This is a genomic window from Aeromonas sp. s1(2024), from assembly GCF_040908005.1.
GTDB lineage: Bacteria > Pseudomonadota > Gammaproteobacteria > Enterobacterales > Aeromonadaceae > Aeromonas > Aeromonas caviae.
On the sequence record NZ_JBFOCW010000060.1, the window covers coordinates 16,636 to 33,207 of the forward strand.

The 16,572-nt window shown below is 60.5% G+C and carries 16 protein-coding genes and 1 pseudogene; 10 read left to right on the forward strand and 7 right to left on the reverse strand.

Going from position 1 to position 16,572, the window contains the following annotated elements:
- Positions 1-50 precede the first annotated feature (50 nt).
- The 5 genes from AB5Y70_RS14680 to ilvN all read left to right on the forward strand — a co-directional run bounded on the left by AB5Y70_RS14680 (position 51) and on the right by ilvN (position 4,451).
- The gene (locus AB5Y70_RS14680; RefSeq protein ID WP_043156166.1) at positions 51-554 is read left to right on the forward strand and encodes a phosphatase PAP2 family protein; all 504 of its coding nucleotides are present in this window, start codon (positions 51-53) and stop codon (positions 552-554) included.
- Positions 551-1,660, forward strand: a complete 1,110-nt coding sequence (locus AB5Y70_RS14685; RefSeq protein WP_043156168.1) for an MJ1255/VC2487 family glycosyltransferase — start codon at positions 551-553, stop codon at positions 1,658-1,660. The genes AB5Y70_RS14680 and AB5Y70_RS14685 overlap by 4 nt, the downstream gene beginning before the upstream one ends.
- 35 nt (positions 1,661-1,695) lie before the next feature.
- Positions 1,696-1,848 (forward strand): hypothetical protein, encoded by a 153-nt coding sequence (locus AB5Y70_RS14690; protein ID WP_010673158.1) that lies wholly within the window; start codon positions 1,696-1,698, stop codon positions 1,846-1,848.
- A 390-nt stretch (positions 1,849-2,238) separates the two neighbouring features.
- A complete protein-coding gene (locus tag AB5Y70_RS14695) occupies positions 2,239-3,957 on the forward strand; it encodes an acetolactate synthase 3 large subunit (RefSeq protein ID WP_052816547.1) in 1,719 nt (572 codons plus the stop codon).
- Positions 3,957-4,451, forward strand: a complete 495-nt coding sequence (gene ilvN / locus AB5Y70_RS14700) for an acetolactate synthase small subunit (RefSeq protein ID WP_010673160.1) — start codon at positions 3,957-3,959, stop codon at positions 4,449-4,451. Before AB5Y70_RS14695 ends, ilvN begins: the two co-directional genes overlap by 1 nt.
- 478 nt (positions 4,452-4,929) lie before the next feature.
- Here ilvN and pta read toward each other — a convergent pair whose 3' ends face one another.
- Entirely contained in the window at positions 4,930-7,083 is a 2,154-nt protein-coding gene (gene pta / locus AB5Y70_RS14705) for a phosphate acetyltransferase (RefSeq protein WP_010673161.1), read from the reverse strand.
- A gap of 70 nt (positions 7,084-7,153) precedes the next feature.
- Positions 7,154-8,356 carry an acetate kinase gene (locus tag AB5Y70_RS14710; RefSeq protein ID WP_010673162.1) on the reverse strand — a complete coding sequence of 401 codons (1,203 nt, stop codon included), beginning with the start codon at positions 8,354-8,356 and terminating at the stop codon, positions 7,154-7,156.
- Between the two features lie 301 nt (positions 8,357-8,657).
- Here AB5Y70_RS14710 and yfbV point away from each other — a divergent pair, with 301 nt between their 5' ends.
- Positions 8,658-9,098: a terminus macrodomain insulation protein YfbV gene (yfbV, locus tag AB5Y70_RS14715; protein ID WP_029313829.1), complete on the forward strand. Its 441-nt coding sequence runs from the start codon at positions 8,658-8,660 to the stop codon at positions 9,096-9,098.
- Positions 9,099-9,150: 52 nt separating this feature from the next.
- Here the strand turns inward: yfbV and AB5Y70_RS14720 are convergent, their stop codons facing one another.
- The 3 genes from AB5Y70_RS14720 to AB5Y70_RS14730 form a co-directional block, all read right to left on the reverse strand.
- A complete protein-coding gene (locus AB5Y70_RS14720) occupies positions 9,151-9,651 on the reverse strand; it encodes a YfbU family protein (RefSeq protein ID WP_042016678.1) in 501 nt (166 codons plus the stop codon).
- Between the two features lie 195 nt (positions 9,652-9,846).
- Positions 9,847-10,311, reverse strand: coding sequence for a thioredoxin-dependent thiol peroxidase (gene bcp / locus AB5Y70_RS14725; protein ID WP_010673165.1), 465 nt, complete (start codon positions 10,309-10,311; stop codon positions 9,847-9,849).
- 23 nt (positions 10,312-10,334) lie between these two features.
- Positions 10,335-10,868, reverse strand: a complete 534-nt coding sequence (locus AB5Y70_RS14730) for a glycine cleavage system protein R (RefSeq protein ID WP_010673166.1) — start codon at positions 10,866-10,868, stop codon at positions 10,335-10,337.
- A gap of 188 nt (positions 10,869-11,056) precedes the next feature.
- On the opposite strand from AB5Y70_RS14730, the gene dapA reads away from it, so the two are divergent.
- From dapA to AB5Y70_RS14745, 3 genes are all read left to right on the forward strand, one after another.
- The gene (dapA, locus tag AB5Y70_RS14735; RefSeq protein WP_029313831.1) at positions 11,057-11,944 is read left to right on the forward strand and encodes a 4-hydroxy-tetrahydrodipicolinate synthase; all 888 of its coding nucleotides are present in this window, start codon (positions 11,057-11,059) and stop codon (positions 11,942-11,944) included.
- On the forward strand, positions 11,937-13,055 hold the full coding sequence (gene bamC / locus AB5Y70_RS14740; RefSeq protein ID WP_029313833.1) for an outer membrane protein assembly factor BamC: 1,119 nt from the start codon (positions 11,937-11,939) through the stop codon (positions 13,053-13,055). The genes dapA and bamC overlap by 8 nt, the downstream gene beginning before the upstream one ends.
- 169 nt (positions 13,056-13,224) lie before the next feature.
- Positions 13,225-14,328, forward strand: coding sequence for a phosphoribosylaminoimidazolesuccinocarboxamide synthase (locus AB5Y70_RS14745; protein ID WP_180907015.1), 1,104 nt, complete (start codon positions 13,225-13,227; stop codon positions 14,326-14,328).
- 123 nt (positions 14,329-14,451) lie between these two features.
- On the opposite strand, the gene AB5Y70_RS14750 is transcribed toward AB5Y70_RS14745, so the two are convergent.
- Entirely contained in the window at positions 14,452-15,054 is a 603-nt protein-coding gene (locus tag AB5Y70_RS14750) for a short chain dehydrogenase (protein WP_041211120.1), read from the reverse strand.
- A 97-nt stretch (positions 15,055-15,151) separates the two neighbouring features.
- Here AB5Y70_RS14750 and AB5Y70_RS14755 point away from each other — a divergent pair.
- A pseudogene (locus tag AB5Y70_RS14755) lies at positions 15,152-15,373 on the forward strand (LysR family transcriptional regulator); the annotation flags it as partial.
- Positions 15,374-15,413: 40 nt separating this feature from the next.
- Here AB5Y70_RS14755 and AB5Y70_RS14760 read toward each other — a convergent pair.
- Positions 15,414-16,501, reverse strand: a protein-coding gene (locus AB5Y70_RS14760; RefSeq protein ID WP_099368947.1) for an IS3-like element ISKpn10 family transposase whose coding sequence is annotated in 2 segments (ribosomal slippage) — positions 15,414-16,249 and positions 16,249-16,501 — 1,089 coding nt in all. Because the reading frame shifts where the segments join, the coding sequence is not laid out codon by codon here.
- Positions 16,502-16,572: the final 71 nt, after the last annotated feature.

Sequence of the window (16,572 nt, forward strand, 5' to 3'; positions counted from 1 at the left end):
GTGTCATGCCGCCCTCCTAGTCTGCACTCAGGATGCAAGGGAGGGCCGTGATGAACAAGATACAGCAATGGGACCTGCGGGTGTGCCGTGTCTGCCTGCTCCACCCCTACAATCAGCCGCAGGCCAGGATAAGCCGGCTTGTCTCCCGTACCGGTGACGGCCCCCTCTATGCCGTGGCGGCCTGCCTGCTCTGGTGGCAGGGGAGCGCCGGGCAGGAGGCGGTCAGGGTGGCGCTCTGGGCGTTTGCCCTCGAGTTGCCGCTCTACCTGCTGCTCAAGAATGCCCTCAAACGCCAGCGCCCGGCAGGGCTGCCTGTCTTCATCACCCCGTCGGATCGTTACAGCCTGCCCTCGGGCCACACCGCGGCCGCCTTTCTGATGGCGACCGTACTGGCCGCCAGTTTCTCGCTCTGGGCACCGCTGCTGTTTGTCTGGGCCGCGCTGGTGGGAGCGTCCCGCCTGCTGCTCGGGGTGCATTATCTGAGCGATCTGGTGGCCGGGGCGCTGCTTGGTGGTGGTTGCGCCCTCTGGGCGCTGGGTTGGAGCCAGGGATGAGGATACTGTTCGGCGTTCAGGGGACCGGCAACGGTCATATCAGTCGCAGCCGGACCCTGGCGCGCGCATTGAAGAGCAGGGGCGTGGCGGTGGACTATCTGTTCAGCGGGCGCGCCGCCGACGGCTACTTCGAGATGGGGGAGTTCGGGGATTATCGCACCTTCCCCGGTATCACTTTCGCCAGCCATCAGGGGCGCATCTCGGGCTGGCGCACCCTCAAGGGACTCTCTCCCCTGCGTTTCTGGCAAGATCTGCGTGCCCTCGATTGTCGCGAGTACGATCTGGTCATCAGCGACTTCGAGCCGCTCAGTGCCCATGCAGCTCGCCGCTGGGGCAAACCCAGCCTCACCATCAGCCATCAGGCGAGCTTCGACTGGCCGATCCCGCGCTGGGGGGAGAGCGGCTTCAACCGCCAGCTGATGCGCCATTTTGCGCCGGTACGCCAGTCCCTGGGACTGCACTGGTTCCATTTCGGCCAGCCCCTGCTGCCTCCCATCGTCGATCCCCTCGAGCCTGTGCCGGACAACCAGCAGATCCTGGTCTATCTGCCATTCGAGCAGACAGAGACGATCGCGGCCCTGTTGTCGCGTTTCAGCCCGCAGTCGTTCATCTGCTTCCATCCCGAGGTGCGCAAGCGCAGCGAGTGGCGCAACATCCGCTTTGAACCTCAGGCCAGAGAGGGGTTCAAGCTGGCGCTGGCCGGTTGTCGCGGGGTCATCAGCAATGCGGGATTCGAGCTTGCCTCCGAGGCGCTCTCCTTGGGCAAGAAGCTGCTGGTCAAACCCCTGGGTGGCCAGTTCGAGCAGTTGACCAACGGCAGGACCCTGGAGCTGATGGGGCTGGCCCAGTTGATGGACAGCCTGGATGCCAATGCGGTGCGAAGCTGGCTGGAGGCCCCTTCTCCTGGCAGGGTACGCTATCCCGATGTGGCAGGAGAGCTGGCCGACTGGTTGTTGGCCGGGGCCGGGGAGGAGGTGGGGGCGCTCTCCCGCCGCCTCTGGGGCAGGACCCTCTTTCCGGAGGAGGTGTGTGACAGCCTGGGGGAGCTTGCCAGCCGTACCGGCCAGGAGCGTCCCTGGTTATCCCAACTCAGCGCCTTTGACTAAACTGAGTCGATCCCACCACGGAGAGGACGGACACCATGCGCTTTACCAATGAAAACGGCGACACCATGACTCTGGCAGACAATCTCACCCTGCATGAGCTGCTCGACATGGGTGTCAGCATTTCGGTCTGCGAAGAGACGGATCCGGATCAGCAGATCTGGCTGGCAGAACCCGAAGACGAGCAGTGAAACCAGCCAGTTTTTGACGGCCCACCCCCTCGGGGTGGGCCGTTTATTTTGTTCCTGACCGACGCGGGCAGCATGATCCGCTGGTTGTTCCCCCCAGGGCCCCTCTTTGTTGCCCGTCTGGTGGCCAAGTCACTGAATGTTAATAGCTGTTTGAAATTTATGACTGTTATGGCCAGACAAAGCCGTGGACAAGCGTTCACGGGCGGGTTAAGTTGGTTTTTCACCCGCTTTTCGGGTGAATGATGGAAAACCCCTATTTTTCTACTATCGACGGCTCCGAACTCGCCTGATCTGCCTGCAGACAACAACAAGACTCGGATCGGCGCTGCCGGGAAGCAGCGGACTGTCGATAGCTTTCGCTTAACGGAGCAAAGCCTGGAGGGCTTTATCATGGAGATGTTATCAGGCGCCCAGATGGTGGTTAGAGCGCTGGAAGATCAGGGAGTGGAACACGTTTTCGGCTACCCTGGTGGCTCAGTGCTCGACATCTATGACGCTCTCTTCGAAAACGGCAAGATGGAGCATGTTTTGGTGCGGCACGAGCAGGCCGCAGTGCACATGGCGGACGGTTACGCCCGCTCCACCGGCAAGGTGGGCACTGTGCTGGTGACCTCGGGTCCCGGCGCCACCAACTGCATCACGGGGATCGCCACCGCCTACATGGATTCCATTCCCCTGGTGATCCTGTCCGGCCAGGTGCCGACCAGCATGATCGGGGAGGATGCGTTCCAAGAGACCGACATGATCGGCATCTCCCGCCCGGTGGTGAAGCACAGCTTCCTGTGCAAGAAAGCCAGCGACATTCCCGAGGCCATCAAGAAGGCCTATTACATTGCCGCCAGTGGCCGCCCGGGGCCCGTGGTGGTGGATCTGCCCAAAGACGTGCAGAATCCGAAAGAGAAGTTCCCCTATCAGTATCCCGAGTCCGTTTCCCTGCGCTCCTACAATCCGACCAAGGCGGGACACAAGGGCCAGATCAAGCGGGCTGCCAAGCTGCTGACCGAGGCGAGCCGCCCGGTCATGTACGTGGGTGGCGGCGCCATCAACGCCAATGCGGATCACCTGGTGACCAAGCTGGCGGAGCTGCTGAACCTGCCGGTGACTACCACGCTCATGGGGTTGGGCGCCTTCTCCGGCACCCATCCGCAGTTCATCGGCATGCTCGGCATGCACGGCACCTTCGAAGCGAACAAGAGCATGCACAACGCGGATCTCATCTTCGCCGTGGGTGCCCGCTTCGATGATCGCGTGACCAACAACGTAGCCAAGTTCTGCCCCAACGCCACCATAGTCCACATCGACATCGACCCCACCTCCATCTCCAAGACGGTACAGGCCCATGTGCCCATCGTCGGCTCGGTGGAAACCGTGCTGGAACAGATGCTGGAAGTGATCCGCGAGTGCGGCTTTGACAACGACAAGCAGGTACTGGCGGACTGGTGGGAGCAGATCAACCAGTGGCGCTCCCGCAACTGCCTGGCCTACGAAACCCATCCCACCCTGATCAAGCCGCAGCAGGTCATCGAGACTCTCTACAAGGTGACCAAAGGGGAGGCGTTTGTCGCCTCCGACGTCGGCCAGCACCAGATGTTTGCCGCCCTCTACTACCCGTTTGCCAAACCGCGCCAGTGGATCAACTCCGGCGGTCTCGGCACCATGGGCTTTGGCATTCCGGCCGCCATGGGGGCCCAGTTTGCCAACCCGGAAGCCGTGGTCTGCTGCGTCACCGGCGACGGCTCGGTACAGATGAACATCCAGGAGCTCTCCACCTGCATGCAGTACGGGGTGCCCATCAAGATCATCTCCATCAACAACCGTGCGCTGGGGATGGTCAAGCAGTGGCAGAAGATGTTCTACGGCGGCCGTCACAGCCACTCCTACATGGAATCCCTGCCTGACTTCGTCAAGCTGGCGGAAGCCTATGGCCACGTCGGCATCGCGGTGAGCGATCCGGCGGAGCTGGAGAGCGCCATGGAGAAGGCCTTTGCCATGAAGGACAGACTGGTGTTCATGGACATCTCGGTCGATCCGGACGAGCACGTCTATCCGATGCAGATCAAATTTGGTGCCATGGACGAGATGTGGCTGAGCAAGACGGAGAGAACCTGATGAGACACATCATTTCAGTACTGCTGGAGAACGAATCCGGCGCCCTGAGCCGTGTGGTGGGCCTCTTCTCCCAGCGCGGCTACAACATCGAGACCCTGACGGTGGCCCCCACCGAGGATCCCACCCTGTCCCGCATGACCATCGTCACCATGGGGGATGAGCGGGTGCTGGAGCAGATCCAGAAGCAGCTGCACAAGCTGGTGGACGTGCTCAAGGTGTGTGACCTGAGCGAGGGTGAGCACATCGAGCGGGAGATCGCGCTGGTCAAGGCGCGCGCCGCCGGTGGTGCCCGTGACGAACTGAAGCGGCTGGCGGACATCTTCCGTGGCCAGATCGTCGACGTCACCCCCGAGCTCTACACGGTGCAGCTCGTCGGGACCAGCGAAAAGCTGGACGCCTTCATCAAGACGGCTGCCCAGACCAACGAGATCATCGAAGTGGTGCGCTCCGGTGTCTGTGGCATCTCCCGGGCGGACAAATCCCTGCGTCCCTGATGTGGCCGGATGAGAAAATTGCTGTTCAAGGGCTCTTCGGAGCCCTTTTTCGTGTCTGGCAGCGTTGCGGGCAAGTGGGGGGGCCGGTGGGGATGATGGCCACAGCATCAGGAGGTTATCGAGGGGGTGAAAGAGAAGGGGGAAGGGAGGGGCTTCACCTGTCATTTTCTTTCAAATGATCGGTAAACTATCCACAAAAGCTGTGGAAAACTCTGTAGATTAGCGGTGTGTCTGGCGTTAGTCACATGATCTTAAAGGGATATTTCAATTTGATCCTGGCTGGATCGCATTTGTGCAATCCCCTGGCGAGGGTGTGAGCGTTTGCTTATCCCTCGTGCCTTGCCAAGGGCGGAACGCGGATCTGTCTGTAGATCCGGACGGGATCCCGACCTGATCTTGCGGATCAACATTTCTGGGCGCGAGCCATAAAAAAACCCGCCTCTCGGCGGGTTTTTCATTGTATCGGACTGCGGGTCGATTACTCAGCCTGGGCTGCCTGGATGCCGGTCAGGGCGATGGTGTAGACGATGTCGTCCACCAGGGCGCCACGGGAGAGGTCGTTGACCGGCTTGCGCATGCCTTGCAGCATGGGGCCGATGGAGACCAGCTCGGCGGAGCGCTGTACCGCCTTGTAGGTGGTGTTGCCGGTGTTGAGATCCGGGAACACGAACACGGTGGCCTTGCCGGCAACCGGGGAGTTCGGTGCCTTGGACTTGGCGACGTTCTCCATGATGGCCGCATCGTACTGAAGCGGGCCGTCGATGATGAGGTCGGGACGCTTGGCCTTGGCCAGCTCGGTCGCTTCACGCACCTTCTCCACGTCCGCGCCGGCGCCGGAGGTGCCGGTGGAGTAGGAGATCATGGCCACGCGCGGCTCGATACCGAAGGCGGCGGCGGAGTCGGCGGACTGGATGGCGATCTCGGCCAGCTGCTCGGCAGTGGGATCCGGGTTGATGGCGCAGTCACCGTAGACCAGTACCTGGTCCGGCAGCAGCATGAAGAAGATGGAGGAGATCAGGGAAGAGCCCGGAGCGGTCTTGATGATCTGCATCGGCGGACGGATGGTGTTGGCAGTAGTGTGCACTGCGCCGGATACCAGGCCGTCAACTTCATTGCGCTCCAGCATCATGGTACCCAGTACCACGTTGTCTTCCAGCTGCTCGCGGGCAACCACTTCGGTCATACCCTTGTTCTTGCGCAGCTCGACCAGACGAGCCACATAGCGCTCGCGCACGGCAACGGGATCGATGATCTCGACGCGGTCGGTCAGTACCACGCCCTGCTGTTCGGCAACACGACGGATCTCTTCCGGGTTGCCCAGCAGGACCGGGCGGGCGATGCCACGCTCGGCACAGATAGCGGCAGCCTTGATGGTGCGCGGCTCTTCCCCTTCCGGCAGCACGACGCGCTTGTTGGCCTGACGGGCCAGCTCGGTCAGCTGATAGCGGAAGGCCGGCGGGCTCAGGCGACGGGAGCGGGTGGACTTGGCGGAGAGAGACTCGATCCAGTGCTTGTCGATGTGACCAGCAACGTAGTCCTGCACCAGCTCGATACGCTCGCGGTCATCTTCCGGGATGTCGACGTTGAAGTTCTGCAGGCTGACGGCGGTCTGCCAGGTGTTGGTGCCGGTGATCATGATCGGCAGACCGGTGGCCATGGCCTGTTGGCACAGTGCCATCACCTGGGGTTCCGGGTGGTAGTTGCCGGTCAGCAGCAGGGCACCCAGCTTGACGCCGTTCATGGCGGACAGGCAGGCGGAGACGATGACGTCGGAACGGTCGCCGGAAGTCACCAGCAGGCTGCCTGGACGGAAGTGCTCGATCATGTTGTGGATGGAGCGGGCGCAGAAGGTCACGGTCTGCAGGCGGCGGCTTTCCAGCTCACCCTTGTTGATGATCTTGGCGGCCAGGTGCTTGGCGAGATCCTTGGCGCGCGGTGCGATCAGCTGGGTGTTCCAGGGAATGCAGCCGAGGATGCGCAGCGGACTCTTGCCGAAGACCTGCAGCACTTCCAGGTTGTGGCCGGTATCGGCGCCGTGGTGGTGCGCTTCGAACATCTCGGTCAGGTCGGGACGGGTCACGCCGTGCTCGTCAACCGGGGCACCCACCTTGTTGATGACGCAGCCCACGATGCGCGGGTTGTTGACGCCACCGAAGTTGGAGCAGGCCAGCTCGATGCGCTCTTTGAGCTTCTGGCTGGAGTCGTTGCCCGGATGGGTCACGAACACCATGTCGGCATCCAGCGCCTTGGCGACGTCGTAGTTCAGCTTGTTGGCAAAGGGTTGCTTGTCGGTCGGAACCAGGCCCTCGATCACCACCACTTCGGCGCCGCTGGTCTTCACGTGCTCTTCGAAGCGGGCCACGATCTCTTCCAGCAGGATGTCGGTGTTGCTGGAGGTGATCATGTTCTCGGCGTAGGAGAGGGCGAACGGCTCGGGCGGGTTGATGTTGGCAGCGGCGCGGATCACGGCGGTGGAGCGCTCGGTACCGGTTTCACCCGGACGCGGCTGGGCGACCGGTTTGAAGAAGCTGACATTGACACCGTGACGTTCCATGGCGCGAACGACGCCAAGACTCACGGAGGTTACGCCGACACCAGTGCCGACCGGGATGAGCATAATAGTGCGTGCCACTTATTACCCCTTGTTCATTTTTTGGGATCAGGAAAAGGCCGCCCTGGGGCGGCCTTGCTCTACAGCTAATTTATGCGCCGACCAGTTCCAGCGCGTCGTGGGCGATGACCCACTCTTCGTTGGTCGGGATAACCAGGGCCTTGGTGGAACCAGCCTTGGTGATCTCGCCGCCCTTGCCGAAGCGAGCCTTCAGGTTGGCGTCGTGGTCGACGTCAAAGCCCAGCAGGCCCAGCTTGTTCAGGGTGATCTCACGGATCGGGGCGGAGTTCTCGCCGATGCCGCCGGTGAAGACCACGGCATCCAGACGACCGTCCATGGCGGCGGCGTAGGCACCGATGTACTTGGCCAGACGGTAGCAGTACACGTCCATGGCGCGCTTGGCTTCTTCCTTGCTGTCGTAGTTGTCTTCAACGAAACGGCAGTCGGAGGTGACTTCGGTCAGACCCTGCAGGCCGGATTCCTTGGTCAGCATGGTGTTGATCTCGGCAACGCTCATGCCCAGCTTGTCGTGCAGGAAGAAGATGATAGCCGGATCGATGTCACCGGAACGGGTACCCATCACCAGGCCTTCCAGCGGGGTCAGGCCCATGGAGGTGTCGACGGACTGGCCGTTCTTGATGGCGCAGACGGAGCCGCCGTTGCCCAGGTGGCAGTTGATGATGTTGAGCTCTTCCACCGGCTTGTTCAGCTGCTTGGCCGCTTCCAGGCTGATGTAGTAGTGGCTGGTGCCGTGGGCGCCGTAGCGACGGATGCCGTTCTCTTTGTAGAGCTTGTACGGCAGGGCGTACAGGAAGGCTTCTTCCGGCATGGTCTGGTGGAAGGCGGTGTCGAACACGGCGACGTTCTTCTCGGCCAGTTCCGGGAAGACCTTCAGGGCGGCACGGATACCGATCAGGTGAGCCGGGTTGTGCAGCGGTGCGTAAGGAATGGCGGCTTCGATGCCGGCAATGACGTCATCACAGATGCGAACGGAGGAGGTGAAACGCTCGCCGCCGTGTACCACGCGGTGGCCGATGGCGATCAGGTTCTTGGACAGTTCCGGGTTGAGCGGCAGGATCTTGTGAACGATGAAGTCCAGCGCTTCCTGGTGAGCGGCACCGGCACCCAGATCAGCGTTGCCTTTCTCGCCGTTCAGCTTCCACTTGATGCGGGCGTCGTCGAGGTTGAAGCATTCGGCCAGGCCGGACAGCAGGTCATCACCGGTGGTTGCGTCAATGACAGCAAACTTCAGGGACGAGCTGCCACAGTTAAGAACAAGAACCAGCTTACTCATGAATAAATCCTATCGCAGATTGGGTTGGGTTGGAGGATGCGCCGGACGCGGTGCGTCCAAAAACTATCAACTTATCCTTATGAGGGTTGGCAATCTGTTGCTTGCCCCTTGTATAGTGATACAAGACCCGAAATTCAGACGTCCCTGACTGGTCAGTGGCCGTGCCCCAGCGTAAAAATGGGCGTACAAAGGATAACCTGATTGTTGAAAAATAACAAAGTCATCCTCAACCTTTGTTATTGCCTCTCAAATATTGTCGAGGTTTTGCCGTTAATGCGTTCGAAAAGAGCTCGGAGGTAGCATGAGCATGAACATTTTTGGAACTAAATTACAGCAAGGCCGTCATTATATGACTCTTTGGCCGCGCCGTCCCGAGCTTAATTCCATGTTCCCGGAGAATCGGGTGATCAAGGCCACCGAATTCGCCCTCAAGGTGATTCCGGCACTGGCGGTGCTCAGCGTCATGGTGCAGTTCCAGTTTGGCGAGCTTCATTACTGGCCCTCCGTGATGGCGTCCGTGCTCTTCCTGCTCAGCCTGCCGCTGCAAGGGTACTACTGGCTCGGCCAGCGCGCCGATACCCGGCTGCCCCCCTCCCTCGCCACCTGGTATCGGGAGATAAACGGCAAGATGAACGAGCAGGGGGGTCAACGTCAGCTGGTGGCCCGTCCCCGCTACGAAGAGCTGGCCGATACCCTCAACGCCGCCTTCAAGCAGCTGGACAAATCCTTCCTCTACGAATGACTTTCCGAAGTCAGACTGACGACAAAGGCGCCCTCAGGCGCCTTTTTCACATTCAGGCGGCCAGCACCTTGCTGATCTCCTGGATGGAGAGCTTGTACTGACGGGGGCACTGACGCCAGACCGTCAGCATGCGCTGGTATTTGTCCCGCATGGCGATGTCGCTGGAGAGCTCGTCGCAGGGGCAGGGCAGTTCGGGGAAGCGCTTGTCCACTTCCAGCAGGAAGCAGACGTAATCCGCCAGTTCCCGCTCCTGGCTGCGGCTGTAGCCGTTGAAGGCAAGGCGGCTCTCGTTGACATCGGCCCGGGCGCTGGCATCCAGGTTGCCCCAGGAGATGGCCAGTGCATGGTGCAGCTCCAGGGTGTCCAGCACCTCCTGGCAGGTGGCGAGGTCCAGATGGCCGAAGCTCTTCTCCAGCTCGAGGATCTGCAGGCAGTAGCCGCGCTCGACGATGGTGCTGGCACGCTGGTAAAACGCCGCCTTTTCCGGATTGAGTTTGGCCAGGATCTCGTACTGGTTGCTCAGGATCAGGCGTTCGGTGTGGCTCATGTTCATGGGCTGTCTCGCTGGAAAATGAATCTGGGGTCACGTTAACCCATATCCAGGATGAATTTTTTGATCTGAGAGGGGAGGTTGGCGAGAAAAGGCGGGAGGAGGTGCCTTGGTGAGCCGCCAGAGAGTGGGGGCTGATGCCGTGGTGAAACGAGGAGGGCCCGCCATGGCGAGCCCTGCAACAATACCGCTGGTGGCTTAGCCCTTGACGAGGTCGAGCACCACCTGATGGTGATCGCTGGTCTTGAACTTGTCGAAGCGATGGGCAACCTTGCCCTCTTCGTCGATGAGGAAACTCAGGCGATGAATGCCGTCATACTCCTTGCCCATGAACTTCTTCGGGCCCCAGACGCCAAAGGCATCGGCCACCGCGTGATCCTCATCGGCCAGCAGGCGGAAGTTGAGGTTGTCGCGCTCCTCGAACTTTTTCAGGCGCTTGGCGCTGTCAGGGCTGATGCCGAGCACCACCACATTGAGGGCAGCCAGCTCGCTATTGACGTCGCGCAGACCGCAGGCCTGGGTGGTGCAACCCGGGGTCATCGCCTTGGGGTAGAAATAGATCAGCACCTTCTTGCCGCGCAGGTCGGCGAGGCGAACCTGATTGCCGTCCTGATCGGAGAGGGAGAAATCGGGGGCCTGGGTACCAGCTTCTAGTGGTGACATGGGGTCTCCTCGGATAAACGCCGTCAGGCGTACTTGTGATTGACGATGAATTCGAACGACTCGGCGCCCAGTCCACGACAGAAATCGGCGAAGGCTGTCTTCGAGCCAGGCTCTTCTCCCTGCTTGGAGAGATTCAACTGAAAGTTCGCCTTGAGCAGGTTGAAGGGCTGCTGTTCCAGGGTGATGGTCTGCATGGCCTGAATGTCCCAGCCGTGATCGCTGAAGAACTGGGTGCACTGACTTACGATGCCCGGCTGATCCCGGATCAGCACCTCTGCGCTGGCGCTGATGTCATATTGCAGGGAGTGGTGGCGCTCGGTGCGTTTCATCATGGTGATGAGATCCCACTCCTGGCTGCGCAGTGGGAGGCTGATTTCCAGTTGCATCAGGCTGTTCCAGTCACCGGACAGGAGCATGATGAAGGTGAATTCGTTGCCGAAGATGCCAAGACGGCTGTCGACAATGTTGCAACCGCAGCCACTGACGTGACGGGTCACCTCATTGACGATGCCAGGCCTGTCCGTGCCGATGGCCGTTACGACCAGGTAGTGAGTCATAAATCGTCTCTCGTCCATTATTGAGAATGCGTTGACCGCGGGGGCCGGCACCCTGCCGTGAGGCCTCTTGTGCGCTCGTGCATTCATACGTTTTGTGCCGGATGGTAACACGGCTTGTCCCCTGCCTCCCTTGTTTTTCAAAAGGGGCAGCTTTACCATTACGCCCCTGAAAATCGGGAGAATTATCCATGTTACGCGGTAGTATTGTTGCGCTCGTTACCCCCATGCTGCCTTCGGGCGACATCGATTGGGTCAGTCTGGCAGCGCTGGTGGAATATCATGTGGATGCCGGGACCAGCGCCATCGTCGCCGTGGGAACCACGGGAGAGTCGGTCACCCTGAGCGAGCAGGAACATATCGCCGTGGTTGAGAAGACGGTGGAATACGCCGCCGGACGCATTCCCGTCATCGCGGGCTGCGGATCCAACAATACTGCTCACGCCATCGCCCTCTCCCGGCGTTTCGCCACCATGGGCGTGGTGGCGGGTCTCTCGGTTACCCCCTATTACAACAAACCCACCCAGGAAGGCCTCTATCGTCACTATTGTGCGATCGCCGAGGCTAGTGGTCTGCCTCAAATTCTCTATAATGTGCCCGGTCGCACCTGCTGTGACCTCAAACCTGAGACGGTGGCCCGTCTGGCCAAGGTGCCCGGCATCATAGGTTTGAAAGAAGCGACTGGCGATCTTGGCCGTACCCCGCTGCTGCGCGAACTGTGCGGGCCGGATTTTGCGCTTTATAGTGGCGATGACGCCAGCGGATGTGATTTTATGCTGCAAGGGGGCGATGGTGTCATTTCGGTCACCACCAATATTGCGGCGCCCCAGATGGCCGACATGTGTCGTGCTGCCCTGGCCGGTGATGCCGGGCAGGCTCATGACATCAACAATCGATTGATGCCGTTGCATCAGACTCTGTTCTGTGAACCGAGTCCCATTCCGGTGAAATGGGCCTGTGCCCGGCTGGGATTGATGGCGACGGCGACCTTGCGTCTGCCCCTGACCGATCTCACCCCCGAGGGGGAAGCGGCGATGGCGCGAGCACTGACGACTGCGGAGTTGATGGCGAGTGTTTAAAGCAAATGGAAAGGGAAATGCAGTGCGCCTGGTGCTGAGTGTCGCGACGGTGGCCGTGCTGGCTGCCTGCAGCTCACCCCAGGAACGCAAAATGGCCAACCGTGGCTTCGAGTATGAAGAGAGCCGCCTCGAAGGCCGCGCCTTCCTTGTGCCCGCCGGGTTGAGTACCCCCGCCTTTAACAGCAATTTCGACATTCCGGCCCTGCCCGAGAGCAGCCGTGAGGGCGCCCTCGGGGCCAAGGTGGACGTGCGTCCGCCCGCCCAGTTGCTCACCGTGGTGCCCGGCAGCCAGGTGGTGGCCAATGCCAGCGAGCCAACCGTCGCCTTCTATGCCCTCAGCACCTCCCAGAGCGTGGAGCGCGATACCTGGGCCTTCCTGATGAACTTCCTGGCCGAACACAAGGTCACCACCGAGAAGCTGGACCAGCAGGACGGCGTCTTGCAGACCGGCTGGTTTGACAACTCAGCGGTGCTCGATGGCTGGGCGGAAGATGACGATGACTTCAAGATCCGTCAGCGTTACCAGTTCACCCTGCGCAACGATGTGCAGCGCCACGCCATCAAAATGTCGGTACGGGTGCTGGATCACGAAGAGACCATCGACGGCGAGACCAGCACTGTGCTGACACCGGCGGACGCCCAGCGTTATGCTACCCGCGCCCTGAACCAGTTCTCCCTCTATTACGACAAGCAGCTCAAGGCCCGTGAACAGCACAAGTCCAGCGATGGCATGGGGCTGGAGCTGGGTCTGGACAACAACGAGCTGAGCGCCTGGATTGCCGAAGGGTCGTTTGACCAGGTGTGGCGCCGCCTCAATCAGGTGCTGCCTGCCTATGGTTTCACCATCAAGGACACCCAGCAGTCCCTGGGCTGGATCGACGTGGAGTACGACGAGCCGGACAGCGAGTTCTGGAAGGCAAAGGGAGCGGAGCCCTTCAAGCTCGAGGAAGACAAGTATCGCTTCCAGCTCGGCGAGATGACGGGCGGCAAGACCTCCATCACCCTGTTCGACAAGGACAAGAAGCCTGTCGCATCCGGTGTCATCTCCCAGATGTACATCAGCCTGTCCGAGGCCTTTGCCAAGGGCTTGGCCGATCAGGGGGCGAAGTAAGCATGGAAACAGGGGCCTCGCGCCCCTGTTTTGTTATGTCCGGGTTGCCGCAGGGCCAGCGTGCCGAGCCGGTTGCCCCGGGCCTGAGTACCTGATGATGTGAATCCCCCACAGACAGGGGTCTGGTGCCCCTGCCTAACTAGTCCCACAACAGGAAGTGTTATTAGCCATGAGTCTTGCAGATCAAGTATTGGCGGTGAACGACGATTTGCCGATCCGTACCGATAAACCTGTCCATTCCGGCAAAGTGCGCAGCGTCTACTGGTTGACCCCGGCAGACAGTGCCCGGCTCATTCGGGAGAAAGGCTATGATGTGCCGGCCGATACGCCCCTGGCCCTCATGGTGATCAGTGATCGCATCTCGGCTTTCGACTGCATCTGGCAAGGGGTGGACGGTCTGAACGGCGTGCCGGGCAAGGGCGCGGCGCTCAATGCCATCTCCAGCCACTGGTTCAAGCTGTTCAAGGAGCAGGGGCTGGCGGACAGCCACATCCTGGACATCCCGCACCCCTTCGTCTGGATCGTGCAAAAAGCCCGTCCCGTGATGATCGAGGCCATTGCCCGCCAGTACATCACCGGCTCCATGTGGCGTGCCTACAAGGATGGTGAGCGGGAATTCTGCGGCATCACCCTGCCGGAAGGGCTCAAGAAGGATCAGAAGCTGCCCGAGATCCTCATCACCCCGTCCACCAAGGGGATCCTCAAGGGGCTGGATGGCGTGCCGGAAGCGGACGACGTCAACGTCTCCCGCGGCGACATCGAGCGCCACCATCAGGCCTTCGGCTTCCGCTCCCCGGTGGACATCGACCGCTACGAGGCGCTGCTCAAAGAGGGCTTCAACGTCATCAGCGAGGCGCTGGCTGCCCTGGATCAGGTCTTCGTCGACACCAAGTTCGAGTTCGGTTACGTGACCGATGCCGCCGGTCGCGAGAAGCTCATCTACATGGATGAAGTGGGCACCCCCGACAGCTCCCGCATCTGGGACGGCGCAGCCCTTCGCGGCGGCGAGATCATCGAGAAGTCCAAAGAGGGCTTCCGCCAGTGGCTGCTGAACCACTTCCCGGATCCGGACATCCTGCTCAACAAGAACCGCATGCCCGAGCGCTTCGCCCTGGCCCGTGACAACAAGCTGCCCACCGAGGTGATGATGGATATCTCCCGCACCTATGTGGGGATCGCCGAGATGATCATCGGTCAGCCGCTGGTACGCAGTGCCAATCCGAAGCAGGAGATCATCGAGGTACTGCGGGAGCAGTACGGCCTGATCGACTGAGGCCGACCGCTTTTTTTGCCGCAGGCGCACAAACGTTTGCCGGTGGCAGGGGAGGCGCTTGCAACGCAGATGACAAAACGGGCCCCATGACGGGGCCCGTTTTCATTGGGTTGTCCGGAGCGCTCAGCCATTGACCCGGAAGATCTGACCGGTCTGTACCCCCAGTACCGATTTCTTGTAGGCCTGGGCCACCCGGGCGGCGGGTACCGGCACGAAGCCCGGGAAGAAGTCGGCATACTTGCCCATGGACTCTTCCAGTACGGTGGGGCTCACCACGTTGATGCGAATGCCCCTTGGCAGCTCGCAGGCGGCCCCTTTCACGAAGTGCTCGATGGCACCGTTGATGGTGGTGGCGCTCACCCCCCAGTGGATGGGCTCCTCGCTCAGAATGCCGCTGATGAGGGTGATGGAGCCACGGTCGCTCAGGTGGGCAATGGCGGCCCGGGTCAGGTTGATCTGGCCCATCAGCTTGCTCTGAAGCCCCACCTGCCATTGCTCGTCCGTCATCTCGGTCAGGGCATTGAAGGCGACGCTGCCGCTGGCGACCACCAGGGCATCGAAGGACCCGACCTGCTCGAAGAGCGCTCTGATGGAGGCGGGGTCGCGCATGTCCACTCTGGCATCCCCCTGGCTGTGACCGACCCGGATCACCTGGTGATCCTGGGCAAGCAGTTCGCTGACGGCGGCGCCAATGGTGCCGGAGGCACCCACAATCACAATCTTCATATCTATCGCTCCTGGTTGAGATGAGTTGATGATAGCGGGATAAAAAGGGAGAAAAAGCGCTTATGATGAACCCATTGTTTCTATATTGGTGCTAATGATGGATATCACCCACCTGGCCAGTTTCTATGAAGTGGTGCAGCGGGGCAGTTTCTCCGCCGCTGCCGATGCCCTGGGGGTGAGCAAGGGGATGCTGAGCCGCCATGTCAGCGCCCTGGAGTCCACCCTCAATGCCCAGCTGCTCCAGCGCACGACCCGCAGACTCAGCCTGACCGAGGCGGGGCGGGTGCTTCACCAGCAGGCCGGCGAGATCTTCGCCCTGGGGTAATCCCCCCATTTTTAGGGGCATTCAAAAGTAGAGGTCATGCGGCCTGTGCCAGACGCTGTTTCGGCGTGTAGCCACCCAGCGCCATATTGGGCCGCTCATGGTTATAAACCCACAGCCAGTTCGTGGCAAACTCCTGTAGTTCATTCAGTGACTCAAACAGGTAATGGCCCAGCCAGTCGTAGCGCACCGTGCGGTTAAAACGTTCGATGTAGGCATTCTGCTGCGGATTTCCTGGCTGGATATAGCCCAGGGTTATCCCCTCCTGTTTCGCCCATCGCTTGAGCTCTTCGCTGATGTATTCCGGGCCATTGTCACATCGGATAATGGCGGGCTTACCTCGCCACGTGATCACCTGCTCCAGCGCCCGTTTGACTCGTGAGGCGGGTAAGGAGAAATCCACCTCGATGCACAGCGCTTCACGATTGAAGTCATCGATCACATTAAACAGCCGCACCGAGCGGCCATCGCTGAGCTGGTCATGCATAAAGTCCATCGACCAGCACTGATTAGGCTGGTCGGGAACCGCCAACGGCTCTGGCTTAGCCCGAACCAACCGTTTCCTGGGTTTTATCCGCAGATTGAGCTCCAGCGCCCGATAGATCCGGTATACCCGTTTGTGATTCCAGCCAAAGCCTTGGACGTTGCGCAGGTACAAAAAGCATAACCCGAAGCCCCAGTTGCGCTGGCTGGCCGTGATACGTAGCAGCCAATCGGCAATTTCCTGGTTTTCATCGACCAGCACGGGCTGATAGCGATAGCAGCTTTCACTGACCTTGAAGATCCGGCAAGCCAGACGGATGGATATGGCGTAGTGAGTCACGGCTTTGGTCGCCATCTCCCGGCGGGCAGATGGCGTTACCACTTTTTTGCCATGGCCTCGGTGATGATCTCTGCCTTGAGGCGCTCCTCGGCGTACATCTTCTTGAGGCGGCGGTTTTCGTCCTCCAGCTCCTTGAGTCGAGCCATGAGGGAGGCATCCATCCCCCCGAATTTGGAACGCCACTTGTAGAAGGTGGTCGTGCTGATGCCATGCTCGCGGCAGAGCTCCGGGACGGGAGCTCCAGCCTCAGCTTGTTTGAGGATGGCGATGATCTGGGTATCGCTAAAGCGTGATGTTTTCATGTAGAACCTCCTGCGTTCAAGGTACGGGAAAATTCTACTTATGAGCACCCTGGTTTTTCGGGGGGATTACC

Coding starts and splice junctions, on each gene's coding strand:
- AB5Y70_RS14680 (WP_043156166.1), top strand. CDS start 51: ATGAACAAGATACAGCAATGGGACCTGCGGGTGTGCCGTGTCTGCCTG.
- AB5Y70_RS14685 (WP_043156168.1), top strand. CDS start 551: ATGAGGATACTGTTCGGCGTTCAGGGGACCGGCAACGGTCATATCAGT.
- AB5Y70_RS14690 (WP_010673158.1), top strand. CDS start 1,696: ATGCGCTTTACCAATGAAAACGGCGACACCATGACTCTGGCAGACAAT.
- AB5Y70_RS14695 (WP_052816547.1), top strand. CDS start 2,239: ATGGAGATGTTATCAGGCGCCCAGATGGTGGTTAGAGCGCTGGAAGAT.
- ilvN (WP_010673160.1), top strand. CDS start 3,957: ATGAGACACATCATTTCAGTACTGCTGGAGAACGAATCCGGCGCCCTG.
- AB5Y70_RS14710 (WP_010673162.1), bottom strand. CDS start 8,356: ATGAGTAAGCTGGTTCTTGTTCTTAACTGTGGCAGCTCGTCCCTGAAG.
- yfbV (WP_029313829.1), top strand. CDS start 8,658: ATGAGCATGAACATTTTTGGAACTAAATTACAGCAAGGCCGTCATTAT.
- AB5Y70_RS14720 (WP_042016678.1), bottom strand. CDS start 9,651: ATGAACATGAGCCACACCGAACGCCTGATCCTGAGCAACCAGTACGAG.
- bcp (WP_010673165.1), bottom strand. CDS start 10,311: ATGTCACCACTAGAAGCTGGTACCCAGGCCCCCGATTTCTCCCTCTCC.
- AB5Y70_RS14730 (WP_010673166.1), bottom strand. CDS start 10,868: ATGACTCACTACCTGGTCGTAACGGCCATCGGCACGGACAGGCCTGGC.
- dapA (WP_029313831.1), top strand. CDS start 11,057: ATGTTACGCGGTAGTATTGTTGCGCTCGTTACCCCCATGCTGCCTTCG.
- AB5Y70_RS14745 (WP_180907015.1), top strand. CDS start 13,225: ATGAGTCTTGCAGATCAAGTATTGGCGGTGAACGACGATTTGCCGATC.
- AB5Y70_RS14750 (WP_041211120.1), bottom strand. CDS start 15,054: ATGAAGATTGTGATTGTGGGTGCCTCCGGCACCATTGGCGCCGCCGTC.